We start from the raw sequence: 24598 nt of genomic DNA on the forward strand, positions 1-24598 counted from the left end.
TTTCACTCGCTCTCGTCATCCGGCTCCAGCACCAGAGTGGGGATGAGCTCACCGAACACCTGCTGCAACTCGTCACGGTTTGCCAGCAAATCCTGCAGCGTATAACCATCCATCACCGCGAGGAAGGCGTTCATCGCCTCCTTCAAGGCACTCTTGAGCAGACAGACGGAGACGATATGGCAGACCGGGGAGCTGCAGTCGATCCCGTCCAGATTGCCTTCCAACGCCCGGATCACTTGCCCGATATTGATCTCGTCGGGGGAGCGCGCCATGCGGATGCCACCATTCTTGCCGCGTTGTGACTGCAGATAGCCCAGTTTTACCAACTGGTTCACCACCTTCACCATGTGGTTGCGGGATACGTCGTACAAGGCGGATACCTTGGCCACGCTCGACAGTTCCCCCTCCGGCAGGGTGGCCAGATAGAGCAGGGCTCTCAATCCAAAATCGGTATAGCTCGTTAGTCTCATAGTGCCTGTAGCGCCTAGCGCGAAGAATTGATGATTGATCCAGATCAATTAAACATTTAGGATGCAACTTAATAAATGACATTCCAGATGTTCAATTAGAAAGGACCTCCTATGTTAGACCAAGCCACCATCGCCGTCATCAAGAGCACCATTCCTTTGCTCGAATCGGCGGGCCCTGACCTCACACGGCACTTTTATCAGCGCATGTTCAGCCACAATCCCGAGTTGAAGGATGTCTTCAACCTGGCTCACCAGCGTAGCGGGGGGCAACCCTTGGCACTGTTCAGTGCGGTGGCGGCCTATGCCAGGAACATCGACAATCTGGGGGCCCTGGCCGGAGCCGTTGAACGCATCGCCCACAAACACACGGGTTTCCTGATCCAGCCGGAACAATATCACATTGTGGGTAGTCATCTCTTGGCCACGCTCAAAGAAATGGGTGGCAACGCTGTCACGGAGGAGGTCCTTACCGCCTGGGGCAAGGCGTACGGTGTGCTGGCCGACATCTTTATCGGCCGGGAGAGCGAGCTCTATCGGGAGAAGGCAAGCCAGGACGGTGGTTGGCAGGGAACCCGCTCTTTCATCATCAAGGAGAAGCGTCAGGAGAGTGAACTCATCACCTCTTTCGTCCTGGCCCCCCTCGATGGCAACCCCGTGTTGCGTTTCAAACCGGGGCAATATCTCAGTATCAAGCTGGTTCATCCCGCCCTCGAGCATCAGGAGATCCGCCAGTATTCCCTCTCGGACGCCCCCAATGGCCGCGACTACCGCATCAGCGTCAAGCGAGAACCCAGGGGTCAGGCCTCCAACCTGTTGCATGATCATCTTCACATCGGTGACACGCTCGACATCATGCCGCCGGCCGGCGACTTTTTCCTGCAAGAGGAGACAGACACGCCTGTGGTGCTGATCTCCGCCGGGGTCGGCCTCACCCCCATGCTGAGCATGCTCAACCACTTGCTGGCCGATGGCCCGGATATGGATATTCGCTGGCTTCACGCCTGCGAACATGGCGCCCACCACGCGTTCAGGGACGAGATCCGGGCAAAGAGCAGGCAACACGGGAAACTGGAGAGCCGGATCTGGTATCGGGAGCCGGGGGAGCAGGATGTCAAAGGAGAGGATTACGACTTCAGTGGCACTCTGGCACTGGAGCAGGTCACCGACCTCATTCCGGCCGACGCCCACTACTATTTCTGCGGCCCTGTCCCGTTCATGAAGGCAGTCAAAGCTCAGCTGGAGAATGTGGGCGTGCCTGCCGAGCGGATGCACTACGAGGTCTTCGGCCCCCATCAGGGCCTCTGATCCCTCCCCTGACCGGGAAAATGCACAAGGCCCACAAGCACAGCTTCGTGGGCCTTGTAATATCAAAGCGGGCTACCAGCACTCAGTGCATCGCCTTGGCACGGGCGATGGCATTGGCGGGCATCCGGTTGCCGAGCCGGCTGAGCAGGCTCGCCGCCTTCTGGTGCATGGCCTTGTCGCCGATGACGGCGCCGTGCAGCCAGTGATACGCCTCCTCGTAATCCAGGGGACTCCCCATGCCCTGCAGCAACATCTCCACCCACTCCATCTGTGCCCGCAAGAAGCCGAGGCTCGCGGCTTCCCGCATCAGGGTCTCGGCCCGCACCAGATCTTTCTGGACCAGGATCCCCTTCCAGTAATAGCGGCCAAGCTGTTCCAGCGCCGGTGCCAGCCCCTGGTTGGCGGCCTCCCACATGTACTGCACCCCGATCTGGGCGTCCGGCTTGGTGCAAACTCCCCAGGCCAGCATGTCCCCCCAGAGGAACTGATAGGCAGGGATCTTCATCACCGAGGCCCGCGCCTCGATATCCTGGGTGAGCTGGCACCTGTCCTGTTTCACCCGGGCCAGATGGCGCCCCTGCTCTATCCAGTTGAGCAGTTCGTCCTGGCGATAGAGCGGCACGGCCTGCAACTCTCCCGCAGCAGCGGATGCCTGCGTCGTCGCCCTGGGCAGCGGCGCCGGGGCCGGGGCAGATGCCACGGGGGCGGCAGCGGCCGGCACCGCGGTTGACGGCATGGGAGCTGTGGCCACACTGGCCGAGGACTCCGCAACCGGTGCTGGGACCGGGGCGGTCGATGGCAAGGCCGCCGAGGGCGTCGGTGCTGTGGCCGGACTGGCCGAGGGCTCCGCAACCGGTGTTGGGACCGGGGCGGTCGATGGCAAGGCCGCCGAGGGCGTCGGGACGGGAGCGGCCGTGACCGCCGTCGACTGGGGTTGCGCAGCGGCCGAGGTGGGCTCCGCACCCTGCAAAGGGAAGCTGCACACACCGATAATGGCGATGAGGGTTCTTGGTTTTATCATAGGGATCTCCTGCTGCCTTCTGTTATCGGCAGCCAGAGCCATCTCCTTAGCCCGCTACACCCAACCCCGAAAATGACAAAGGGGAGCCTGGGCTCCCCTTGCGGTCGACGTAGCAACTTACTTGACGAAGTCGACGCCCAGCTGGATGTCGGCCTTCAGGGTGGCCAGCATGCTGTCCATCGCTTCCTGCTCGAAGGCGCTCAGCTTGCCGTAGTCCAGCACGGTTTCGACACCGTTCTTGCCGAGCAGCACCGGCTGCGCGAAGAAGGTGGCGTGCTCTCCGTTGCCTTCCACATAGGCACACTCGATGACGTTGGCTTCCCCTTGCAGACCCTTGATGAGCGACAGACCGAAACGGCAGGCTGCCTGACCCATGGAGAGAGTGGCGGAACCGCCACCGGCCTTGGCTTCCACCACTTCGGTACCGGCATTCTGGATGCGCTTGGTCATGGCAGCCACTTCCTCAGCGGTGAAGCTGGCGCCTTCAACCTGGGAGAGCAGCGGCAGAATGGTCACGCCACTGTGACCGCCGATGACGTTGACGCGGACCTTGTCAACGTTCAGGCCCTTGGCTTCGGCCACGAAGGTCTCGCCACGGATCACATCCAGGGTGGTCACGCCGAACAGGCGACGCTTGTCATAGACACCGGCTTTCTTCAGCACTTCGGCGGCGATGGCGACCGTGGTGTTGACCGGGTTGGTGATGATGCCGATCAGTGCTTTCGGGCAGGAAGCGGCACACTTTTCCACCAGGTTCTTGACGATACCGGCGTTGATGTTGAACAGGTCGGAACGGTCCATGCCGGGCTTGCGCGCCACGCCGGCAGAGATCAGCACGACATCGGCGCCGACCAGAGCCGGGCTCGGATCTTCACCGCAGAAACCTTTTACTTTCACGTCAGTCGGGATGTGGCTCAGGTCCGCCGCCACGCCCGGAGTGACCGGGGCAATGTCATACAGGCTCAGTTCGGAACCGGCAGGCAGGCGGTTTTTCAACAGCAGAGCGAGGGCTTGGCCGATGCCACCGGCGGCACCCAGAACGGCAACTTTCATGATCAACTCCATGTCTAAGCGTAGGTTTAAGGTTGTTTCTAGTTGGGTTAACGCTGATTCTTATTGTGCGCCTCACCTTAAAGGATCCCCTCCTAAAAAACAATCTGATAACAGTTGTAATCACGGGTTCTGTGAGCCAGGGAACAAGCGGCGATGAAAGCGGAGAGGAATATGCGATAAATGGGAGGAAAGACACAGATTTCCTGTGCTCCCCTCACCATTAAGAGGTAAATGTGACTGCTTCAGGACTGGAAAGCCAGTGCTCGACGCTCACACCAGCGGAAACCAATTGTTAACAATCCATTCATGGTCAGATAGAGCGCTCCGGCCACAGTGAACACCGCCAGAGTGTCATAGGTCTGGGCATTGAGACGCTGGGCCAGCCCCATGATGTCCATGATGGTGATGGTACTGGCGAGCGAACTCCCCTTGAGCACCAGGATCACCTCGTTGGAATAGGCGGGGACCAGCCGACGGGCGGCATGGCGGGTCTTCATCCACAGGGTCTGTCCGGCCGAGAAGCCGAGCGCACGGCAGGCCTCCACCTCACCGGCGGGGATGGCGTCGAGCGCCCCCTTGAACAACCGGGTGGAGTAGGCTGCGGTATTGAAACCGAGCGCCAGCACGGCGCAGAACCAGGGTTGCTTGAGCAGCGGCCAGAGCGGCCCCGCCTTGAGCCATTCAAACTGGCCAGGCCCGTAGTAAATGAGAAAGATCTGGATGAGCAGCGGCGTACCGGTAAAGACCAGTACCCAGAGCTGCACCAGCTGGGTCGCCACCGGAATGCGACGCTCCAGCACCCAGGTCATGCCGGCCGCCATCAGCACGCCCAGCAACAAGCTGAACGCGGTGAGCTGCAGGGTGATCGCCAGCCCTCCCAGCAGGGTCATCAGGTAATCCTGCATGGTCAGCCTCCGTAACGGCGGGTATAGCGGGACGCCTGCTTCAAGCCGAATTCACTCACCAGACTGATGGCCAGATAGATGAGGGCGGCAGCGGCGTACCAGGTGAAGGGTTGATAGGTGCTGGCCGAAGCCATCTGTGCCTGACGCATCATCTCGTTCACCCCGATGAGAGAGACCAGGGCGGTGTCTTTCAACAGCACCAGCCACTGGTTGCCGAGCCCGGGCAGGGCGTGACGCCAGGCCTGGGGCAGCACGATGCGAAAGAAGGTGTGCCCCTTGCCTAGGCCGAGCGCCTGCGCCGCCAGCCGCTGCCCAGGGGGCACCGCATTGAGGGCGGCACGCAGGGTCTGGGTGGCGTAGCTCGCAAACAGCAGGGAGAGCGCCAGCACACCGCAGGCGAACGGGCTGAACTCCACATACTCCCCGGTGATGAGGAACAGCACCTGGGTCGAGCCGAAGTAGATGAAGAGCACCACCAGCAACTCGGGCAGACCACGGATCAAGGTGGTCAGGGTGGCCACGGGCCACACCAACGCACGCTGCTTGCTCAACTCAGCCGCACTGAATGCCAGTGCCAGCACCATGCCACCGACCAGGGATGCCAGGGCCAGCCCGAGGGTCATCCAGGCTGCATCCAACAACAGGCTCAACATGGCTTACTGCGCGAAGTACTTGTCATAGATCTTCTGATAGGTGCCGTTGGCCTTGATCTCGGCCAGCCCCTTGTTCAGCTGGGTCAGCAGCTCCTGGTTGCCCTTGGCCACCGCGATGCCAAAACCGGTACCGAAGTACTTGGCGTCGGTCACCGGGGTACCGACCACGGCGTATTCCTTGTGCTGCTTGAGCCAGTCCGCGGCCACCGCCGTATCGGCAAACACGCCGTCAGTGCGGCCATTCATCATGTCGAGGAAGGCGCTCTGGTAGCTGGCGTAGGGCACGGTCAGCAGACCCTTGCTCACCCAGTTGTCCACCAGATAGGACTGGTGAGAGGTGCCGTTCTGCACGCCGACTGTCTTGTCCACCAGATCGTCCGGCCCCTTGAAGGTCTCTTTCTTGGCGACGAACACCGCGGAGTTCTCGTAATAGATATCGGAGAAGTCGACCTGGGCAGCCCGCTCCGGGGTCACGTCCATGGCGGCGATGACGGCATCATAGCGACGGAACTTGAGGCTGGGGATCAGGCTGTCGAAGGCCTGGTTGTGGAAGCTGCACTCCAGCTTGGCCTGCTCGCAGACAGCGCGGGCCAGATCGATGTCAAACCCCTGGAACTCGTTCTTGTCATCCAGGTATTCGAACGGCGCATAGGTTGCCTCGGTGGCGAACTTGATCTCTTTGGCCAGCACAGAAGTGCTCAGCAGACCCATGGCGGCGATCAGCAACAGACTCTTTTTCATGACAGCTTCCTTATCGACTCAATATCAATGCATCAAGAATTCGGCAAACCGGCTGGTTTGCGGGGACTGGAAGATGGCGGCGGTGCCAGATTCGATGATCCGCCCCTTCTCCAGATAGATCACCTGACTGGCCACCTTGCGGGCGAACTCCACCTCGTGGGTCACCACTACCTGGGTGATGCCGGTCTGGCTCAGGGTGCGGATGATCTCCGCCACCTCTTTGGTAATTTCGGGATCCAGGGCAGCCGTCGGTTCGTCAAACAGCAGCACCTGGGGATCCATCATCAGGGTCCGGGCAATGGCGACCCGCTGCTGCTGGCCACCGGAAAGCCGTGCGGGCCAGGCGTCCCGTTTGTCGGCCAGTTGCAGCTGGGCCAGCAGATAGGCCCCTTTCTCGATGGCCGCCTCGCGGCTCATGCCGAGCACCTTGACGGGCGCTTCAATCAGATTCTCCATCACGGTGAGGTGCGGCCACAGATTGTACTGCTGGAACACCATGCCCACCTTGCGGCGCAGCGCCTGTGCCTGACGGTTGAATTCGGCAGTAGAGAGGCTGGACGGGAAAGAAAATTCACTGTCTGCGATGCGCAACACACCGGCATCCGGCGTGTCCAGCAAGTTCATCATGCGCAGCAGAGAGCTCTTGCCTGCCCCGCTCGGGCCCAGCAATACCAAGGTCTCGCCGGGAGCAGTCCGAAAGCTCACCTGCTGCAGTACCGGCACCTTGTGCCAGGATTTTTCGATGCCGATTAATTCGATACCCATACAGCCCAATTGAATAAGTTTTCAAAATTTCGTCCTGATTCTAGCGTCAGCATAAGTTGATGCAAGCTATATTTGAATCAATATGCAGAACAAGCGCCGCTTCCTTGCCAAAACAGGCATATGAATGCAAAATAGCAGCGCTGTTCGTATCTGCCGCCTGAGCGTGACAGGCGGTCACTCCCCTCATTCGTGAGTCCAAGATGAAACATAACGACAAGCAAGAAAAACTGGCCAAGGCCTTTAAAGCCTTGCTGAAAGAGGAGCGTTTCGGCTCCCAGGCAGAGATAGTGACTGCCCTGCAAGAGATGGGCTTCGAGAACATCAACCAGTCCAAGGTCTCGCGCATGCTGAGCCGCTTCGGCGCCGTTCGCACCCGCAATGCCAAGATGGAGATGGTCTACTGTCTGCCGGTGGAACTGGGCGTGCCCACCACCTCCAGCCCCCTCAAGAACCTGGTGCTGGATGTCGACCACAACGGCGCTCTGGTGGTGATCCACACCAGCCCCGGCGCAGCCCAGCTGATCGCCCGCCTGCTTGACTCCCTCGGCAAGGCCGAAGGGATCCTCGGCACCATCGCCGGTGATGACACCATCTTCATCACCCCGACCAGCGATACCGACATCGAGGAGCTCTACCTCTCCGCCCTCGAGCTGTTCGAGCAGACGCCCTGATCCGGTCGCCTTGGGCGATCCGCACAAAAATCCCGGCCTTGGCCGGGATTTTTTGTTTTGAGCGGTCGGTAGGCCGGGCTTATTTGCCCTCGGCCACCAGAAAATCGACGGAAGGGGCGAAGAAGGCCGCGCCGGTCACCGCCCGGGTGAAGCGCAGCAGGTGATCGAAGTGGCTCCCCTCCCCCTTGTACATACTGGCCAGCATGGCGTTGAAGTGCAGCGGCGTGCGGCAGCAGGAGATGAAGTAGAGCCCCTGCTCGCTCATGGTGCCCCAGGGCATGCTCTGGCGCAGGATCTCCATGGACTCCCCCTTCGGGGTCTTGAGGTTGACCCGCTTGATGTGGGAAGTGAGCGGCTTGTCGGCGGACTCGTATTCGATGTTGTCGACCTTGGTGCGACCTATGATGTCTTCCTGCTCCTTCAGGGCCAGCTTCTCCCAGTCGCTCATGGCGTGGACCCAGCGCTGCACGTGGATATAGGAGCCACCGGCGAACTCGCCGCCGTCCAGCAACGCCACCTCGGCGCGGTGCTCATCCTGCGGGTTCTCGGTGCCGTCGACGAAACCGGTCAGATCCCGGCAATCCTGGTTGCGAAAACCACGGACTTCCTCGGCCAATTCAACAAGCCCGGCCAGCAGGGCCATGACGCGATGACCGGCATGATGCAGCACGTCCACCCGATCAGCACGCAATTGTACGAAGAGATCGAACGGGGTATTGGGGGCCTCCTGACCGTTGGCGGATTGCGCCATGAAACCGCGGAACTGGGGCGGCCGGGCGACAGGATAGAGATCATCCCAGGCGTCGGCCCCGACGGCGACCAGACCGCTGAAGGCCGCATCGGGGAAGTCGGCGCTCACCGCCTCCCAGAGTGCTGGCAGGCTGGCCAGGCGGGAGGTCAGGGCAGCGGCGTCACCGGTGCGATTGAACATCAGATAGAGGGCGTGCAGATTCGGCTCTGCGCAGATCCCGGCTTGGGCTTTCATGTCTCTCTCCAAGTGCGTTGGCTATGGGCGTGGCGCGATTATAAACCAGCGCGCTTCCAGTTCATTGATTTCACGACAATACCACGCACTCAGGGCAAGGGGTCAAACAACACCAGGGCATGAGGCGCCACGGTCACCCGCGCGCGCTCCCCTTCCAGAGGCTCACCGATGCTGGCTTCCAGTTGCTGGCCGCCACACTCCACCAGTACCCGGCAGTGATGGCCCAGGAACTGTTGCTCACGCACCCGGAGCTCACCGTCATCCGCCGCCGTCAGCGCCAGTTGCTGGGGTCTGAGCATGAGCTGCAACCGCGCCCCCACCGCGCGGCCATGGGGCTCCTGACCGCAGATGGTCCCAAGGAGGGTCTGCACGCAGTGGCTGTCCACCACCTCGGCCGCCAGATAATTGACCCCGCCGAGAAACTCCGCCACGAAGCGGTTCCCGGGTCGGCGATAGAGCTGCTCCGGCTCCCCCACTTGCTCGATGCGACCGGCGCGAAACAGGGCCAGCCGATCGGCGAAGGCGAAGGCCTCTTCCTTGCTGTGGCTGACGAAGATGGCACCAATGCCCTGCTGTTTGAGCAGGGCGCGGATCTCGAGGATCAGCTTCATCCGCACCTGGGTGTCGATGTTGGAGAAGGGCTCGTCCAGCAGCATCAGGCGCGGCTTGCACACCAGGGCGCGGGCGATGGCCACCCGCTGCTGCTGGCCGCCGGAGAGCTGATGGGGATAGCGCTCCCCCAACCCCTGCAGATTGACCAGCGCCAGCGCCTCTTCCACCTGCTGCTGGCGGCTGCCGCGATCCTGCCCGGTCAGGCCGAAGCCGACGTTCTCGGCCACCGTCAGGTGAGGAAAGAGAGCGTAATCCTGGAAGATCATGCCGATATGGCGGGCCTCCGGCGGCACACTCACGCCGGGAGCATCGAGCAGGGTCTCTCCCAGCCGGATCTCCCCCTGGGCCAGGGGCAGCAGACCGGCCACCGCCTTGAGCAGCGTGGTCTTGCCACAGCCGCTGGCCCCCAGCAGACAGACTATCTCGTTGTCGGCCACCTGCAGGGAGAGCTGCTCCAGCACGGGGCGGCCATTGTAGTGACAGCTGACCTTCTCGATATTCAGGCAGGACAAGGTTCTTTTCCTCTCGCGTAGTGATGCCGGACGGGGCCGCTCAATGGCCTGGACCATCCAGGGTACGGTTGATCCACAGCAGGGGAATCAGCCCCACCAGCACGATGACGATGGCACCGAGCGCCCCCCGCTCCAGCATCTCGTCCGAGACGAACTGATAGACGTGGGTCGCCAGGGTTTCGAAGTTGAACGGCCGCAGCAGCAGGGCGGCGGGCAGCTCCTTCATGGATTCGATGAACACCAGCATGGCGCCGGCAAAGAGGCCGCGCCGTACCAGCGGCAGGTGAATGCGACGCAGCATGCCGCCCGCCCCCTGCCCCAGAGAGCGGGCCGCCATGTCGAGGCTGGGGGAGATCTTGCTCATGCTGCTCTCCACCGACCCGATGGCGATGGCCACGAAGCGCACCAGATAGCCGAACACGATGGCGGCGAGGGTGCCGGTCAGGAGCAGACCGGGGCCCGGCATCCCGAGCCACTCGGCCAGATCGTTGATGCCAAAATCAAGGGCCGTGAGCGGCACCAGCACGCCGATGGCCAGCACGGTCCCCGGCATGGCATAGCCCATGGCGGCGAGGCGCAGGGGCAGCAGGCTGCGAGTCCCCCCATCGAGGCGACGGAAGAAGCCGAGCAGCAGGGCAATGGCCATGGCCAGCAGGGCGGTCAGGGCCGAGATGGCGAGGCTGTTGCCCGCAAAGCGCACGAATTCGGGCGTCCACGACAGCGCGAAGTAACGCACCCCGTAATCGAACAGGATGACGAACGGCAGGGCGAACCCCGCCAGCACCAGGCCCCAGCACCAGAGCCCGGCCAGCACGCCCCTCAGGCCCCTGAGTGGGTAACGCAGGGGCTGCTCGAAGCCCATGGACTTCTGGAACACCTGCTGGCGCTGGCGGGAGCGGCGTTCCAGCGCGATGAGCAGCACCACCGCCAGCAGCATCAGACAGGAGAGCTTGGCGGCGGTCGCCAGGCTGCCGTAGCCGAGCCAGGTGTCGTAGATGGCGGTGGTCAGGGTGTTGATGGCAAAGAAGTGGACGGTGGCAAAGTCCGCCAGAGTTTCCATCGCGACCAGAGATGCCCCCACCATGATGGCCGGGCGGGCCAGGGGGAGGCTCAGGCGGCGAAAGCTCTGCCAGGGGGTGCAGCCGAGCAGACGGCTGGAGTGAATGAGGCTGACCGACTGCTCCAGGAAGGAGGCCCGTGCCAGCAGATAGACATAGGGGAAGAGCACCAGCGCCAGCACCCAGGCGGCGCCCCCGAGGGAGCGAATGGCCGGGAACCAGTAGTCGGCCGGTCCCTGCCAGCCAAACAGGGCACGCAGCCCCGCCTGCAGCGGGCCCGAGTAGTCGAGCAGGTCGGTATAGACGTAGGCAACGATATAGGAAGGCATCGCCATGGGCAGCATCAGCGCCCATTGCAGGGCGCGGCGCCCCGGCACCTCGCACATGGCCACCAGCCAGGCGGTGGGCACCCCGAACAGCAGGCTGAGGCAGACCACCCCCAGCACCAGACCGGACGTGTTTCGCAGATAGTCGGGCAGTACGGTATCGGCGAGGTGGGCAAACAGTTCCCCATCAGCCGAGAAGGCGGAGAAGACCAGGGCGAGTACCGGCAAACCCAGCAGCAGGGCGGTGGCCCAGCTGCCGGCAATCCATCCAAAATGTTTCATGAGTCCACAGAAGTTGATGGGGCCGTTGGCCCCATCTGATTACAAGTCGAATTTCACTTCATCCAGCAGTTGCAAGGCGTCCTTGCGGTGCTTGGCATAATCGCTGACCGGCATGGGGTCAGACTTGAACGTGCCCCAGGACTTGACCATGGCAGAAGGCTCGACCCCCGCCTTGACCGGGTACTCGGCATTCACATCCGCATACATGTGCTGGGCGGTATCCCCGGAGAGGAACTCCATCAGCTTCTGTGCTGCGTCCTTGTTCTTGGCATACTTGGTCATGGCCACGCCGCTCACGTTGACGTGGGCACCGCGATCACCCTGGTTCGGGAAGTTGATTTCCACCGCGTCGGCCCAGGACTTCTGCGCCGGGTCCTTCAACATGGCACCCAGGTAGTAGCTGTTGCCCAGGGAGACATCACAGATGCCGTCCTTGATCGCCTTGACCTGATCACGGTCGTTGCCCTGGGGCTTGCGCGCCAGGTTGGCCTTGACCCCTTCCAGCCAGGTCTTGGTGTCCGCCATGCCGTGATGGGCAATCATGGACGAAACCAGCGCCACATTGTACTCGTGCTTGCCGCTACGGGTACAAATTTTTCCTTTGAATTCAGGCTTGACCAGATCTTCGTAGCGAATGGTGTCGAGCTTGCCAAGACGCTCCTTGCTGGAGTAGATGGCACGCACCCGGGTGGTCAGGGCGAACCAGCGGTTGTCCGGATCGCGATAGATGGAGGGGATGTTCTCCTGCAGCGTCTTGCTGTCCACCGGCTGCACCAGGTCCTTGTCCACCAGCTCGGTCAGACGGCTGATGTCCACGGTCAGCATCAGATCGGCCGGAGAGAGCTTGCCTTCCCGTTCCAGACGCTCGTTCAGCCCCTCTTTGGCAAACACCACATTGACCTTGATCCCGGTCTCCTTCTCGAACTGCTGGATGATGGGCTTGATCAGCTCATCCTGACGGTTCGAATAGACGTTTACCTCCTGGGCGGCGAACGCCGACTGGGCGACAAGCGTGGAGAAAGCCAGTGCCAACATCTTCATTTTCATCATCCGTTCCTTGTCTGCGTAAAGAGTGATAACCATTTTCGTTTGCATTCTGCATGAATCGGGAGGAGAGGATCAAGGCGGTTTGCTGGGTTGGAACGATCTATTTAATCAGCGGCCAAACAAAAAGACCGGATGGAATCCCATCCGGTCTTTCGACGACCACCCCTTCACACTGTCGGCAGAACCTGCCCGGACCTTTGCCCGACCCGGCCGGGCAAAGGAGCGTACTCAGAGCGCCTCGTCGTCGCTCTCACCAGTACGAATACGCACCGCTTGCAGCAGGTCATAGACGAAAATCTTGCCGTCACCGATTTTGCCGGTATAGGCAGCCTTGCAGATGGCCTCGATCACCCCTTCGACGTTCTCGTCTGCGGTGGCGATCTCCAGCTTCACCTTCGGCAGAAAGTCGACCTGGTACTCGGCCCCCCGGTATAATTCGGTGTGCCCCTTCTGGCGACCAAAACCCTTCACTTCGGAGACGGTCAGGCCTTCCACCCCCAGGTTGGCGATGGCCTCGCGCACGTCGTCCAACTTGAAAGGTTTGATAATCGCAGTAATCAGCTTCATCTGGTTGCTCCCAATCCATGGTATGTCACGAATGGGTCATCAATTCTTGTGCCAAGTATTTTTATCGTTTATTTTCATATAGATAGACATGACACTCTGAGCCAGAAAGGCTCAGGATCACCAAGGAAGCGCATCTCGCCCCATAATGAGGCACCAAGCTGCACCAGACTCCCTTGATGCACCAAATGAGAGCATCACCCCATGTTAGTCATCTCCAACAGCGTGATCATCCCCTGGCATGAACTGCAATTCCAGACCATGCGGGCCCAGGGCAATGGCGGCCAGCACGTCAACAAGACCGACTCCGCCGTCTGGCTGCGCTTCGATTATCGCGACTCCCCCAGCCTGCCGCCGCTCTACAAGGAGGGACTGGAGCGGCTCAGCGACAGCCGGGTTCACGACGGCTTCATCCAGATCAGGGTCGAGACCCATCGCAGCCAGGACATGAATCGCAAGGAGGCCATGAGCCGCCTGACCGAGCTGCTGAAAAAAGCCGCGTGGCGCCCCAAGGCCCGCCACGCCACCAAGCCGACCCGCAGCTCCCAACGCAAGCGGGTCGATGCCAAGAAACGCAAGGGAGAGATCAAATCCACCCGCGGCAAGCCCGTGCTGGAGTGACCTGCCACAACCCCGAGGACAAGAGAATGCAGTACAGCTTTTGTGAATGTGCCAAGGGGCCCCTGCTCATCGCCATCGATGGGGCCGGGCTGCGCCACGTGGAATTCATGCAAGGGGAGCGCCCCGTCCTGCCGCAACCGGAGTGGCAGCGGGATGATGTCGCCCTGGCCCCCTTTGTCGAGCAATTTGCCGCCTACTTTGCCGGCCGCCTGCGGCGCTTCGATCTCCCCCTGGCCGCCACGGGCACACCATTCCAGCAGGCCGTGTGGCAGGCGTTGTGCGACATTCCCTACGGCGAGACCGTCAGCTACCTCCAGATTGCAGAGGCCATCGGCAACCCCAGGGCCGTGCGGGCAGTAGGCGCCGCCAACGGCCGCAATCCCCTCAGCATCATAGTGCCCTGCCACAGGGTCATAGGGCGCAGCGGTGAACTGACCGGCTACGGGGGAGGTATCCCCATCAAGCGCTGGTTGCTGGCACTGGAGCAAGAGACCGCAGACCACTTCGCGCTGACCCTATGAAGGGGCGCGCCTCCTGTCAAATGCGGGTTGCGGGTGCAGGCACCACAGACCACAGGCCACTCGCGCGGATCCTCTGACGAGCGGCATCTCCATCACATACGAGTTGCTGGTCCCAACAGCAGACCGCAGGCGGCGTTGCACTGCCCATGACGGACAGCATCTCCATCACATGCTGGTTGCTTGCCATCTGGCAGTATGGTTGCGTGATGTGTTGAGCCTGCACCGGGATAATCTGCCGCCGGATCCGCCCCATGGCAGGAGCATGCCCACCGCCCCGATTCATCTTTCCTTTGAGCCGTAAAGCAAAATAAATCACTGATTATTTATTTTATTTCAGCATCAATCATTTAAAAATCACATTGCAGCAGCATTTTGAAAATGAACACAGTATGAAGAATCGCCTCAGAAGCGCTTCAGAGAGCATCAGGCATCATGGCTTCACACTTGGATGGGACGGCTCATCCCTCATTCAGGTGGCACCCATGTGACGCTTCCAATCTGTCTTTTCCCCGCGCCTCCCCAGAGGCGCTTTTTTTGCCTGCAACCGGGTGCAAAAAAGCCCGCCGAAGCGGGCAATGACCGGAAGGTGCTGACTTCCAGGGTCTATCAGAGGGCGAGGAACAAGCCTGCCAGGGAGGCGCTCATCAGGTTTGCCAGCACCCCCGCCAGGATGGCACGCATGCCGTAGCGGGCGATGAAGGACTTGCGCTCCGGCACCATGGCCCCCAGGCCGCCGATGAGGATCGCCATGGAAGAGATATTGGCGAAACCGCACAGGGCGAAGGTGACGATGGCCTTGCTCGACTCGTTCAGGGTCTGATCCTGCACCAGGGCGATGAAGGCGACGAACTCGTTGATGACGATCTTGGTGCCGATCAGGGCACCAGCCGCCTGGGCCTGATCCCAGGGAACGCCAATGAGCCAGGAAACGGGGGCAAACAGCCAGCCCAGGATGATCTGGAAGCTCAGCTCCAGCCCCACCAGGTCGCCGGCCCAGCCCAGCAGGCCGTTGAGCAGGGCGATCACGCCGACGAAGGCCAGCAGGGTCGCCCCCACGGCGACGGCGATGTTGAGACCCGCCATGGCACCATCGGCGGCCGCTTCAATGACGTTGGTGGCGCGGGGGATCTCCACGTCTTCGTGGTGATCTTCCTCTTGCGCGGCGGGCGGCACCAGGATCTTGGCCATGGCAAGCCCGGCAGGGGCGGACATGAAGGCCGCCGCAATCAGGTATTTCAGCTCGACCCCGATGCTGGCGTAGCCCACCAGGGTGCCGCCAGCTACCGAGGCCAGTCCGCAGCTCATCACCGCAAAGAACTGGGAATCGGACATCCTGGAGAGATAGGGTTTGACCACCAGCGGCGCTTCCACCATGCCGACAAAGATGTTGGCGGTGGCAGAGAGGCTCTCGGCGCGGCCGGTGCCCAGCAATTTCTGCAGGCCGCCGCCGAGCAGGGCGATCACTTTGGGCATCAGGCCGATGTGATAGAGGATGGCGATCAGCGCGGAGAAGAAGATGATCACCGGCAGCACGTTGAAGGCGAAGATGAAGCCCAGCTTGAACTTGGCCAGATCCCCGAACAGGAAGGCAATCCCCTCCTGGCCGTAGCCGATGACGCTGCTGACGCTCTCGCTGACACCGTTCAAGACCTGCTGACCGGCGGGCAGCCAGAGCACCAGGGCGGCGAAGAGCACTTGCAGGCAGAGGGCAAAGCCCACTGTTCGCAACGGGATACGACGACGATTATCAGAGCAGAGTGCGGCCAGGGCCAGGATGCTCAGGATACCAAGCAGGGCAATCATGGGGATTCCATCCAGTGAGGCTGAAGATGGGCGCGGATTCTGCCCCCCTCCCCTCACCGCCGCAACCCCGCCGGGTTACAACCCTGTTAGCAAAAACGTTTGCACGATATCGGTTGCGCCAACTGACTGATTTGACACAACTTTGAAACCGCACTCACACCAGTGTTCTTGTATGGAAACGATTATTCCTCGGTGCCGGACAATTTCCCCCCGAGCCAGGGTGCGAGTCGCTGCGCCCAGTAGGGCCCGGGTCCGAAGCTCTCCTTGAGGAAGTCGATGAAGAGGCGGATCTTGGGATCCAGATGCTCTCGCCTGGCATAGACGGCGTGCACCGCCATCTTCTGGTTCGGTTGCCACTGGGGCAGCAGAGGGATGAGCTGACCAGATTGCAGCTCCTTGTCCAGCAGGTAGTTGGCCACATAGGCGATGCCGAGCCCGGCCAGGGCGGCGTCCCGCACCGCTTCCGCCAGATCCACCCGATAGTTGCCCGCCACCTGCACCGTCTGGCGCTCCTTGCCCTGGCGAAATGACCACTCGTGGTAGCGCCGCTCCCGGCTCTGGTAGGTGATGCAATTGTGATGGGCCAGATCCCTGGGGTGCAGTGGCGTGCCGTGACTCAGCAGATAATCCGGCGAGGCCACCAGCACGAAGCCGATGTCTGCCAGTCGCTGCCCGACCAGGGACTCGGGTTTGTCCTCGTAGGTGGTGATCCAGAGATCCAGCCCCTCATCCACCAGATTGGTGCGGTGATCGAACAGGGACACCTCCAGCTCCAGATCCGGATAACGTGCCTGAAACGCCTTGAGGCGCGGGATCACGTGCAACCGCCCGAAGGATTGACCAACCCCCAGATGGAGCACGCCGCTCACCTTGCCACGGCGCTCCGCCACCATGGATTCCGCTTCCAGTGCCACCGCCACCAGAGCGCGGCAGTGGCGGGCATACTCCAGACCCAGTTCGGTGAGCCCGAAACGGCGGGTAGTGCGCTGTACCAGCTGGGCGCCGAGCGCGGTTTCCAGCAGGGCGAGCTGCTTGCTGATGTGGGATTTGGAGACCCCGAGGCGGCGCGCAGCCGCCGAGATGCCCTGTTCACGAACCAGGGCATCGAAGATCACCATTTGGGGAAGACGTTGCAGCACGGTGTCACCGGAGTGGATGGCGGGCCCGCATTATTCCAGAGCGGCCCGCCATGGGGTAGGGTCAGTGCCCCAAGGCATCGATGATCTGCTGCTTGAGAGGATCATCCGACGGATTCTGGTTGGCGCCATAGCTCGCAATCAGCTTGCCGTCCCGCCCGACCAGGTACTTGTGGAAGTTCCAGTTGGGCGCGTCACCGTCGGCAGCCGCGGCCAGCCCCTTGAACAGCGGCACCGCATCCGAACCCCGCACCGCCACCCGGTTGAACATGGGGAAGGTCACCCCGTAGTCCCGGCGGCACACCTCGGCGGTTTTGTTCTCGTTGCCCGCCTCCTGCCAGAAATCGTTGGAGGGGAAGCCCAACACCATCAGTCCCTTCTCCTTGTAGCCCTGATAGAGGGCTTCCAGATCCCGGAACTGACCGCTGTAACCGCAGTAGGAGGCGGTGTTGACCACCAGCACCACCTTGCCCTCGGTCAACTGGCAGAGGTTGTGGCGCTGGGTGCTGTTGAGCTCCCGCATCTCCACGTTGAAGTAATCGGGGCAGGCGGCAGAGACCGCGCCCGAGCCGAGCATCAGCAGCAGGGTGAACCATTTCATCGACGTGACTCCCATTATTTTGTCCATCATACGCAAGACCCCGGAATCTGGTTCAGGGATCAGTGCAGGGGGATCCCGGTCAGCCAGCCGTGTCCCCAGAAGATAAGCAGAGCCGTGAGGGCCAGCCCCGCCCCCAGACTGATCCCCGTCCCCTGCCAGGTGGCGGCGGCACGGGGGTGACGACCCCACTCCCGCATCGAAATCCAGACGATGCTGATGAGAGCCCAGAGACCGAGCCCGCCAAACAGCACCAGAGAACGCGCCTCGCTGTTCACCACCAGATGGGCCCCCGACCAGAGCAGCACCCCGAGCAGCTGGGGGTGCACCAGCCAACGACGGAAATGGTTCGCCCCCTGCCCCGCACACAGCAGGACAAGGGCGATCGGCATGATCCCCATCACCAGGGTGGGCCCCCAGACAGGCAGAAAATAGAGGGGCATGGGACTGGCACTGCGCCAGCCTGCGAGGATGCAACCGATGGCGACGAACACCAGCAGCGAGAAGAGCCCCTTGTAGCGGTTCTCCCCCAGCCGCTCCCGCAGACGGGCGCGGTGCTGTGCCGCGAAACAGGGGTAAAGATGAGTCAGGGTGAACAACACCACCCCCAGGGTCAGCAGGATCATGGCTCGCACCTCGCATATTGCCCCCCGGAATGGGAAGCCCTCCCTCAGGCGGGCCTTGTTTCTCGTGGCTCCCTCACTGTCGGGAGATCACTATGCCGCAAAGCCCCTTCTCAGAATACAAAAACCATATGAAAGACAGCAGGATAATAAAAAAAGCCGACCCAAGGATCGGCAAGTGCGTCAGAGGTGCCACGCCGGGCCGCTCACTCTGCTGCACGGGGCAGGGTCAGGCCGATGCACCGCATCGGCCAGGAGAGAGGGTCATTTGCGCAGCAGGTAGAGAGCCGCCACGTTGCGGGCCGTGAGCTGCAGGTTGGTGGTGGCGGTGGCCAGCGCCTCCGGCAGGGACATGGCCCGATTGACCACGGCGAACACCGCATCGAGCCCATGCTCATGCACCACGCCGCAGTCATCGGTGAGGCATCCGGCGATGCCGATCACCGGCTTGCCGAACTGCTTGGCGCAGCGAGCCACCCCGATGGGCGTCTTGCCATGGATGGTCTGGCTGTCGATGCGGCCCTCGCCGGTGATGACCAGATCCGCATCGGCCACCGCCTCGGCCAGGTTCAGCGCCTCGATGACGATCCGGATGCCGGGTTTGAGCTCGGCCCCGAGCAGCCCCACCAGGGCTGCCCCCATGCCGCCTGCGGCCCCCGTTCCCGGGATCTCCTTCACCTGCTTGCCAAGCGCCTGCTCGATACAGTCCGCGTAACGGGCCAGATTGGCATCCAGCTCGGCCACCATCTCGGGAGTTGCCCCCTTCTGTGGACCGAACACGGCGGACGCCCCTTTCGGGCCGCACAGCGGATTGTCCACGTCGCAGGCCACCTCTATGGTGAGCCCGGCCAGACGGGGATCCAGCCCGCTCAGGTCAATGGTGGAAAGCTCGGCCAGACCAGCGCCGCCCAATGCGATGGGGCTGCCATCCGCCTTCAGGAGCTTGCCGCCGAGGGCCTGGATCATGCCGGCGCCGCCGTCATTGGTGGCGCTGCCGCCGATGCCGAGGATGAGGTGGTTCACCCCCATCTCCAGCGCGGCCAGGATCAGCTCGCCGGTGCCGACGCTCGAGGTAAGCCGCGGATTGCGCAGCTCGGGCGCAACCAGATGGAGGCCGGAGGCCGCCGCCATCTCGATCACGGCCCGTTTGCCATCCCCCAGCAGGCCCACGAAGCCCTGCACCCTGTTGCCGAGGGGGGCGGTCACCTCGACCGGCAGGATGCGACCACCGGTGGCATCCACCAGAGACTGCACCGTCCCCTCGCCGCCATCGGCCATGGGCAGCTTGACGTAGGCGGCATCCGGCAGCACCTGCTTGAAACCGGCCTCGATGGCATCGGCCACCGCCATGGCGCTCAGGCTCTCCTTGAATGAATCGGGGGCGATCACAATTTTCATATCAGTTCCTTAGGCGAGGCCAAACACGCCAAACATCAGGGTGGAGACAACGGCGATGGTCAGACCGACCGCGGTTTCGTAGGGGATGAGCTTGAGCCGCTCGCCGACGCCCATGTGGACGCTGCCGCCGGTGGCATGGAAGAAGGAGCCGTGGGGCATGTGGTCAAACACGGTGGCGCCGGCGTGGATCATGGCGGCCCCTGCCAGGCTGCTGATCCCCAGTTCAATCAGAGTGGCGCTGAACACGTTGGAGGCCACCACAGTCCCGGCCGTGGTCGAGGCGGTCGCCAGCGACATCAGGGCACCGGAGATGGGGGCCAGCAGATAGGAGGGCAGACCGGAAGCGGTCAGGCCGCTGATGAGCACATCTTTCAGGCCGGAGTTGGCGATGATGCCCGCCAGGGTACCCGTCCCCAGCAGCATGATGGCCACCGGCGCCATGCGGGCCAGGCCCGAGACGGCAAACTGGTTCACCTTGGTGAACTTGCCCATCATCATAGCCCCCACCAGGCCGCCGAGGGGCAGCGCAATGAGCGGGTCCACCACGATGCCGGCGATGGGACGCAGGGCCAGCAGCAGGATGGCGACCAGGGGCGCACTGATGGCGGCGGCAAAGCCGGGCAACTTGGCACCGTCAACGCTCACCACCTCGTCGGCGGCCACCTTGCTGCCCCGGTTGTTGAGGCGCTTGGCGAGCCAGTAGGCCATCACCAGACCGAACAGGCCGGGAATGATGCCCGCCGCCATCACCGAGGTGAGAGGCAGGTGGAAGGCATCGGCTGCCGCGATGGCGTTGGGGTTGGGAGACATGACGTTGCCCGCCTTGCCACCGCCTATCATCGCCAGCAGGATGGCCGCCTTGGAGAGATCGGCACGGCGGGCGATGGCCAGCGCAATGGGGGCGACCGTGATGACGGCCACGTCCACGAAGACGCCGACCGCGGTCAGGATCAGGGTGGCCAGCGCCAGGGCCAGCAGGGCGCGGGTTTCGCCGAGTTTCTTGACGATGGTCTCGGCGATGGTGGTGGCGGCGCCCGATTCGATGAGCACCCCGGCCAGCACACCCGCCGCCAGGATCCGCATCACCGCCGTGGTGATCCCCTGGGCGCCGCCGATCATCAGGGCGACGGTCTGGGTCAGGTCGGCGCCACCGATCAGGCCACCGGCCAGGGCACCGACAATCATGCCGTAAGCGGGCGGCACCTTCTTCAGGATGAGGAAGATGGCGATGGAAAGCGCGGCGAGTGCGCCGAGCGCGGAGACTGGGATCATGACGGGCACCTTGTTGTTGTAATGAGTGGCGCCATTATGGGGATCCCCGCCTGGAATGCTTTGGCCATAAAACCAAAAAAAGCATTTACCGGCCTTGTATTTTTGTTGGAAAAGACAAATCAGCTATCGAGACTGAGCCCGAGATAGAGCAGAAACTTGTCATCTAACTTGTTGAAATTCAAGCCGGTTATCTGCTCTATCCGGGTCAGTCGATAACGCAGGGTGTTGGGGTGAATGAACAGGGCTTCGGCACAGGGATGCAGATCACAATCCTGCAAGAAATATTGGCGCAGCGTCTTTTGCAGCGTTCCCTTTGTGTCCTCCTGCGCCAGCTTTTGCAGCGGAGCCCGTAGCTGATCCGCCTGCCAGGAGTCCGCCAGGGTGCCGAGCAGCACTGAAAGCCGGTAATCCTCGAAGAAATAGACCTGCTTGCGGGGCGACTGGCGCATGCCACGGCGCAAGGTGTCTCGCGCCGTCTGGTAGGAGAGCGCCAGCCCGGGGATGCCGGCGAAGTAATCACCCACCCCGATGCGAACCTTGAAATGGGGAATACGGGAGAGCAGCTGCCGGATCCGGCTGCGCTCCTGCGCCGACTGCCAGACGCCGTCGCTGAGCTGGGCGGGTTTGAGCACCACTATCTCGTCCAGGCCGTTGATGGCCACCAGGTTGTCCCGCTCCGGGTTTTCCAGCAGGTGAACCAGCTCCCTCACCTGGGCGGGCTCGGCCTCCTCCAGCGCCAGCACGGCCACCACCCGGGGCTGGGCGAGATCCAGCTCGAGGAAGCGGGCCACCTGTTGCAATTGATCGGCCCGCCCTTCGCCGCGAATGAGCTGCAACACCAGCTCCTCCTTGTGGCGCTTGTCCCACTGCAACTGCTCGGTGAGCGCCGCCTGTTCCAGGATGAGCTCGGCGGTCATGCGCACCAGCTCGGCGTAAGCACGCACGATGTCCGGATCCCCAGAGATGCCGATGACACCGAGCAGCTCCCCCTGATAGGCGATGGGCAGGTTGATGCCGGGCCTCACCCCCTTGAGCTCCCGGGCGGTGGCCTCGCTTATCTCCACCACCCGGTTCTCGGTCAGGGCCAGCACGGCCCCCTCGTGGCGCTGGTGCAGCCGCTCCGGATTGCCGGACGCAATGATGAGTCCCCGTTCATCCATGACGTTGACCGAGAACGAGAGGATCTTCATCGCCCGGCTGACTATCTGATGCGCGAGCGCGTCGTTGAGCTGCATTGCCTCTCCATACCATTCGTTGACAGGGTCCCCGGCGTGCGCCATCACCGGGATCACCCGTTAAAGATCCCACATCATCAAGACAAGCGCGGGGGGGATCGCTAGAATAGGCCACTTTACGCTATCAGTGCCCCACCATGGATCAAGGATCCGGCATCATGCCGCTTTGCGCCGTGGTGGTTTCACCCTCCGATATGGACTCCGCTATGGATTATGAATTTCGCCGCGACCCGTTCGGTGGCTATCGCGCCCGGTTCTCCATGGGCCATGAAGCCATCGGCCAGTGGTTGATCGACGAGGTGGGCAAGGACGAGGAGAAGCTCGACGAGCTGTTCGCCATCATCGACCAGCTCTCCAGCCGGGCCCGCACCGAATACCGGCTGCTGGGGGGCGACTACTCCCTGCTGCTGACCCACGAGGAAGCCGAGGTGAAGGCCAATGTCCTCAATATCGAGCAGGACGAGGATCTCGACGATCTCGCCTACTACGATGATGAACAGCTGGCCATGTGCGGGCTGGAAGATTTTGCCCAGGTACTCGGCTCCTGGCGCGCCTTTATCCGCAACGAGGATATGGGCTGATTACCCCCATTCGGGCGAGCATGCCCCTTGCAACCCAACAGGATTGACTATGTCTATTTACGATTTTGATGACGAACTGCCGGAAGACGAGCTGGATCAACCGAAGAAACCCGCCCAACCCAAGAAGAAGGGCAAGCAGGTGCTGAACACCCAGGTCAACCTGAGCCCGCGCGATGCCAGCCGCCTGAACGGCATGCACGTCGAGGCCATCACCACCCTGGATGACGTCAGTCTGCCGAAGAACGTCATCTTCAAGGCCGGTCTCATCGCCCTGGGCGAGCTGGAAGCCAGCAAACGCGCCGACATCATCGCCCGGGTCATCGCCGAGTCCGGTCGCTGATACAGGAAGGCCATCGCCTCTCTCGGTGGCATCTTGCCGCCGTCCAAGCCGGAGCCCAGCTCCGGCTTTTCATTGCGCGTCTTCTGCCGGCCAGTCTCGGCCACCCCCTTTTCCTTGAACCAGACCATGGGGATCGTTAAGGTGCGCCCTTCATTCATACAAGGAGACTCGATGTTACCACTCCCCGATATCCTCATCTGGCTCGTCCTGGGGCTGGCCGTACTCTGCTGCCTCGCCCGCCGGACCAGGCCCGGCATGCTCCTGTTGGGACTTGCCCTGCTTACCGCCCTCTGGCTTGAGCGACTCGCGCCCCTCGCCGCTCTTGTCAGCCTCGCCGGTCTGCTGCTGGCCTGGCGTACCCCCACCCTACCCCCACCCTGGCGCGGCGTCGTACTGACGCTGGTACTGCTGTGGTCCCTCGCCCTGACGCTGCATCTGGTGCCCGGCTTTGACAATCTCAGGGTGCTCGACAAGGTACAGGCGGGCCCGGCCAGCGTGCCCTTCACCCTCTACCTCAATCTGGACAAGCCGCTCATTTTCTTCGCCCTGCTGCTGGCCATCCCCGGCCTGCTCGGCTCGGGTGGAACGATGCGCTGGCGGCCGCTGGCCCTGCTCATCCTGCCGCTCGCGGCCCTGCTCATCACCGCCTGGCAACTGGGCGCCCTCAAACCCGAAGCGGGACTGCCACACTGGTGGTGGCTGTTCGCGTTCAACAACCTGCTGTTCACCTGTGTGGCAGAAGAAGCGCTGTTCCGGGGATGCATCCAGCAAGGGGTGGCAAGCCGAAGCACGCCCTGGGCAGGTCTCCTGGTCGCCAGCCTGCTGTTCGGCGCAGCCCATCTTGCCGGTGGCCCGTTGCTGGTGTTGTTCGCCGCGCTGGCGGGGGCCTGCTATGGCCTGGCGTTCCAGCTGAGCGGGCGCCTCAGTGTCGCCATCCTGCTCCACTTCCTGTTCAACTTCGCCCACCTGGCCCTGTTTACCTATCCCCTGGCCAGCCACTGACGTCGAGCACAGGTTCACCGGGCAAAAAAATGCCCCGCCCCCGTGGGGGCAGGGCATCTGCATTCACCCTGCAATCTAGTCGACGTAGAAGGTCTGCTGGAAGGTCAGCGTCTGCTGCTGCCCCTCCCCCATTATTTTCAGGGTGAACTGGTAGGTGTCCTCATTGCGATAGGGCAGCACTGCCAGGTAATAGATGGCATTCCCCTCTTTCACCTCCTGAAAATTCAGGGGGCGAAGGGTGCCGGTCAGATTGCGGGCTTCGCCGCTGATCCCCACCGCCTGTGCCACCCCCTGCTTGTTCTGCACCGCGATATTGACGATGCCGTTATAGCGGCTGCGCTCCAGGCCATAGGTCCTGGCTACCTCGGGGGTGAGGAAGCTGGAGTTGAACGCGCTGTAGTGCACTTTCCAGGGGCCCAGCTCCTGCATCTGCTCAGCCCGCAGCGGCAGCGTCATCAGGAGTGCCAGCAGGCAACTCATCCAGGCTGTTTTCATGAT

The 24598-nt window shown here is 62.2% G+C and carries 27 protein-coding genes; 7 read left to right on the top strand and 20 right to left on the bottom strand.

The window, feature by feature from the left end:
* Positions 1 to 2: 2 nt before the first annotated feature.
* Positions 3 to 470, bottom strand: coding sequence for an Rrf2 family transcriptional regulator (locus tag AB5Y47_RS09895; RefSeq protein WP_039039978.1), 468 nt, complete (start codon positions 468 to 470; stop codon positions 3 to 5).
* A gap of 111 nt (positions 471 to 581) precedes the next feature.
* Between AB5Y47_RS09895 and hmpA the strand changes: the two genes are divergently transcribed.
* Positions 582 to 1775 carry an NO-inducible flavohemoprotein gene (gene hmpA / locus AB5Y47_RS09900; protein WP_049636463.1) on the top strand — a complete coding sequence of 398 codons (1194 nt, stop codon included), beginning with the start codon at positions 582 to 584 and terminating at the stop codon, positions 1773 to 1775.
* A gap of 82 nt (positions 1776 to 1857) precedes the next feature.
* On the opposite strand, the gene AB5Y47_RS09905 is transcribed toward hmpA, so the two are convergent.
* The 6 genes from AB5Y47_RS09905 to AB5Y47_RS09930 all read right to left on the bottom strand — a co-directional run bounded on the left by AB5Y47_RS09905 (position 1858) and on the right by AB5Y47_RS09930 (position 6913).
* Complete coding sequence (locus tag AB5Y47_RS09905) at positions 1858 to 2511, bottom strand: tetratricopeptide repeat protein (protein ID WP_223931817.1); 654 nt, start codon at positions 2509 to 2511, stop codon at positions 1858 to 1860.
* A gap of 402 nt (positions 2512 to 2913) precedes the next feature.
* Positions 2914 to 3849: a malate dehydrogenase gene (mdh, locus tag AB5Y47_RS09910; protein ID WP_010673076.1), complete on the bottom strand. Its 936-nt coding sequence runs from the start codon at positions 3847 to 3849 to the stop codon at positions 2914 to 2916.
* Between the two features lie 242 nt (positions 3850 to 4091).
* Entirely contained in the window at positions 4092 to 4754 is a 663-nt protein-coding gene (artM, locus tag AB5Y47_RS09915) for an arginine ABC transporter permease ArtM (RefSeq protein WP_010673075.1), read from the bottom strand.
* Positions 4755 to 4756: 2 nt separating this feature from the next.
* Positions 4757 to 5407 carry an arginine ABC transporter permease ArtQ gene (gene artQ / locus AB5Y47_RS09920; RefSeq protein WP_042014905.1) on the bottom strand — a complete coding sequence of 217 codons (651 nt, stop codon included), beginning with the start codon at positions 5405 to 5407 and terminating at the stop codon, positions 4757 to 4759.
* Between the two features lie 3 nt (positions 5408 to 5410).
* Positions 5411 to 6148, bottom strand: a complete 738-nt coding sequence (locus tag AB5Y47_RS09925; RefSeq protein ID WP_010673073.1) for an arginine ABC transporter substrate-binding protein — start codon at positions 6146 to 6148, stop codon at positions 5411 to 5413.
* Positions 6149 to 6172: 24 nt separating this feature from the next.
* Positions 6173 to 6913, bottom strand: coding sequence for an ATP-binding cassette domain-containing protein (locus tag AB5Y47_RS09930; protein ID WP_041214472.1), 741 nt, complete (start codon positions 6911 to 6913; stop codon positions 6173 to 6175).
* 200 nt (positions 6914 to 7113) lie between these two features.
* Between AB5Y47_RS09930 and argR the strand changes: the two genes are divergently transcribed.
* Positions 7114 to 7584 (top strand): transcriptional regulator ArgR, encoded by a 471-nt coding sequence (argR, locus tag AB5Y47_RS09935; RefSeq protein ID WP_005308670.1) that lies wholly within the window; start codon positions 7114 to 7116, stop codon positions 7582 to 7584.
* Positions 7585 to 7663: 79 nt separating this feature from the next.
* Here argR and AB5Y47_RS09940 read toward each other — a convergent pair whose 3' ends face one another.
* The 5 genes from AB5Y47_RS09940 to glnK form a co-directional block, all read right to left on the bottom strand.
* Positions 7664 to 8569: a Dyp-type peroxidase gene (locus tag AB5Y47_RS09940; RefSeq protein ID WP_049636465.1), complete on the bottom strand. Its 906-nt coding sequence runs from the start codon at positions 8567 to 8569 to the stop codon at positions 7664 to 7666.
* A gap of 89 nt (positions 8570 to 8658) precedes the next feature.
* The gene (locus tag AB5Y47_RS09945; protein WP_049636466.1) at positions 8659 to 9693 is read right to left on the bottom strand and encodes an ABC transporter ATP-binding protein; all 1035 of its coding nucleotides are present in this window, start codon (positions 9691 to 9693) and stop codon (positions 8659 to 8661) included.
* 40 nt (positions 9694 to 9733) lie between these two features.
* A complete protein-coding gene (locus tag AB5Y47_RS09950; protein ID WP_368220195.1) occupies positions 9734 to 11359 on the bottom strand; it encodes an ABC transporter permease in 1626 nt (541 codons plus the stop codon).
* A 39-nt stretch (positions 11360 to 11398) separates the two neighbouring features.
* Positions 11399 to 12406, bottom strand: a complete 1008-nt coding sequence (locus tag AB5Y47_RS09955; protein WP_039039971.1) for a Fe(3+) ABC transporter substrate-binding protein — start codon at positions 12404 to 12406, stop codon at positions 11399 to 11401.
* Positions 12407 to 12634: 228 nt separating this feature from the next.
* Complete coding sequence (gene glnK, locus AB5Y47_RS09960) at positions 12635 to 12973, bottom strand: P-II family nitrogen regulator (protein WP_005332325.1); 339 nt, start codon at positions 12971 to 12973, stop codon at positions 12635 to 12637.
* Between the two features lie 201 nt (positions 12974 to 13174).
* Between glnK and arfB the strand changes: the two genes are divergently transcribed.
* Together arfB and AB5Y47_RS09970 are read left to right on the top strand one after the other, a co-directional pair.
* A complete protein-coding gene (gene arfB, locus AB5Y47_RS09965) occupies positions 13175 to 13591 on the top strand; it encodes an alternative ribosome rescue aminoacyl-tRNA hydrolase ArfB (RefSeq protein ID WP_010673067.1) in 417 nt (138 codons plus the stop codon).
* A gap of 26 nt (positions 13592 to 13617) precedes the next feature.
* Positions 13618 to 14112 carry a methylated-DNA--[protein]-cysteine S-methyltransferase gene (locus AB5Y47_RS09970; RefSeq protein WP_223953916.1) on the top strand — a complete coding sequence of 165 codons (495 nt, stop codon included), beginning with the start codon at positions 13618 to 13620 and terminating at the stop codon, positions 14110 to 14112.
* A gap of 606 nt (positions 14113 to 14718) precedes the next feature.
* On the opposite strand, the gene AB5Y47_RS09975 is transcribed toward AB5Y47_RS09970, so the two are convergent.
* The 7 genes from AB5Y47_RS09975 to AB5Y47_RS10005 all read right to left on the bottom strand — a co-directional run bounded on the left by AB5Y47_RS09975 (position 14719) and on the right by AB5Y47_RS10005 (position 22177).
* Complete coding sequence (locus tag AB5Y47_RS09975; protein ID WP_041214468.1) at positions 14719 to 15915, bottom strand: NupC/NupG family nucleoside CNT transporter; 1197 nt, start codon at positions 15913 to 15915, stop codon at positions 14719 to 14721.
* Positions 15916 to 16097: 182 nt separating this feature from the next.
* On the bottom strand, positions 16098 to 17033 hold the full coding sequence (locus AB5Y47_RS09980) for a LysR family transcriptional regulator (RefSeq protein WP_039039969.1): 936 nt from the start codon (positions 17031 to 17033) through the stop codon (positions 16098 to 16100).
* An 82-nt stretch (positions 17034 to 17115) separates the two neighbouring features.
* Positions 17116 to 17652: a glutathione peroxidase gene (locus tag AB5Y47_RS09985; protein WP_010673063.1), complete on the bottom strand. Its 537-nt coding sequence runs from the start codon at positions 17650 to 17652 to the stop codon at positions 17116 to 17118.
* Positions 17653 to 17711: 59 nt separating this feature from the next.
* Positions 17712 to 18275, bottom strand: a complete 564-nt coding sequence (locus tag AB5Y47_RS09990; protein ID WP_244812359.1) for an NnrU family protein — start codon at positions 18273 to 18275, stop codon at positions 17712 to 17714.
* Between the two features lie 261 nt (positions 18276 to 18536).
* Entirely contained in the window at positions 18537 to 19670 is a 1134-nt protein-coding gene (locus AB5Y47_RS09995) for a glycerate kinase (RefSeq protein WP_368220196.1), read from the bottom strand.
* 9 nt (positions 19671 to 19679) lie between these two features.
* On the bottom strand, positions 19680 to 20942 hold the full coding sequence (locus AB5Y47_RS10000; protein ID WP_368220197.1) for a GntP family permease: 1263 nt from the start codon (positions 20940 to 20942) through the stop codon (positions 19680 to 19682).
* Between the two features lie 119 nt (positions 20943 to 21061).
* Entirely contained in the window at positions 21062 to 22177 is a 1116-nt protein-coding gene (locus AB5Y47_RS10005; RefSeq protein ID WP_039039965.1) for a sugar diacid recognition domain-containing protein, read from the bottom strand.
* 206 nt (positions 22178 to 22383) lie between these two features.
* Here AB5Y47_RS10005 and AB5Y47_RS10010 point away from each other — a divergent pair, with 206 nt between their 5' ends.
* The 3 genes from AB5Y47_RS10010 (at position 22384) to AB5Y47_RS10020 (ending at position 24100) form a co-directional block, all read left to right on the top strand.
* Positions 22384 to 22758, top strand: coding sequence for a YacL family protein (locus AB5Y47_RS10010; RefSeq protein ID WP_039039964.1), 375 nt, complete (start codon positions 22384 to 22386; stop codon positions 22756 to 22758).
* Between the two features lie 49 nt (positions 22759 to 22807).
* Positions 22808 to 23098 (top strand): hypothetical protein, encoded by a 291-nt coding sequence (locus AB5Y47_RS10015; RefSeq protein WP_039039963.1) that lies wholly within the window; start codon positions 22808 to 22810, stop codon positions 23096 to 23098.
* A gap of 171 nt (positions 23099 to 23269) precedes the next feature.
* On the top strand, positions 23270 to 24100 hold the full coding sequence (locus tag AB5Y47_RS10020; protein ID WP_368220198.1) for a lysostaphin resistance A-like protein: 831 nt from the start codon (positions 23270 to 23272) through the stop codon (positions 24098 to 24100).
* Between the two features lie 75 nt (positions 24101 to 24175).
* Here AB5Y47_RS10020 and AB5Y47_RS10025 read toward each other — a convergent pair whose 3' ends face one another.
* Complete coding sequence (locus tag AB5Y47_RS10025) at positions 24176 to 24595, bottom strand: DUF4426 domain-containing protein (protein WP_049636470.1); 420 nt, start codon at positions 24593 to 24595, stop codon at positions 24176 to 24178.
* Between the last annotated feature and the right edge of the window lie 3 nt (positions 24596 to 24598).

Origin of the sequence: Aeromonas sp. R7-2, from assembly GCF_040908105.1 — a bacterium.
In the GTDB taxonomy this organism is placed as follows: Bacteria; Pseudomonadota; Gammaproteobacteria; order Enterobacterales; family Aeromonadaceae; genus Aeromonas; species Aeromonas caviae.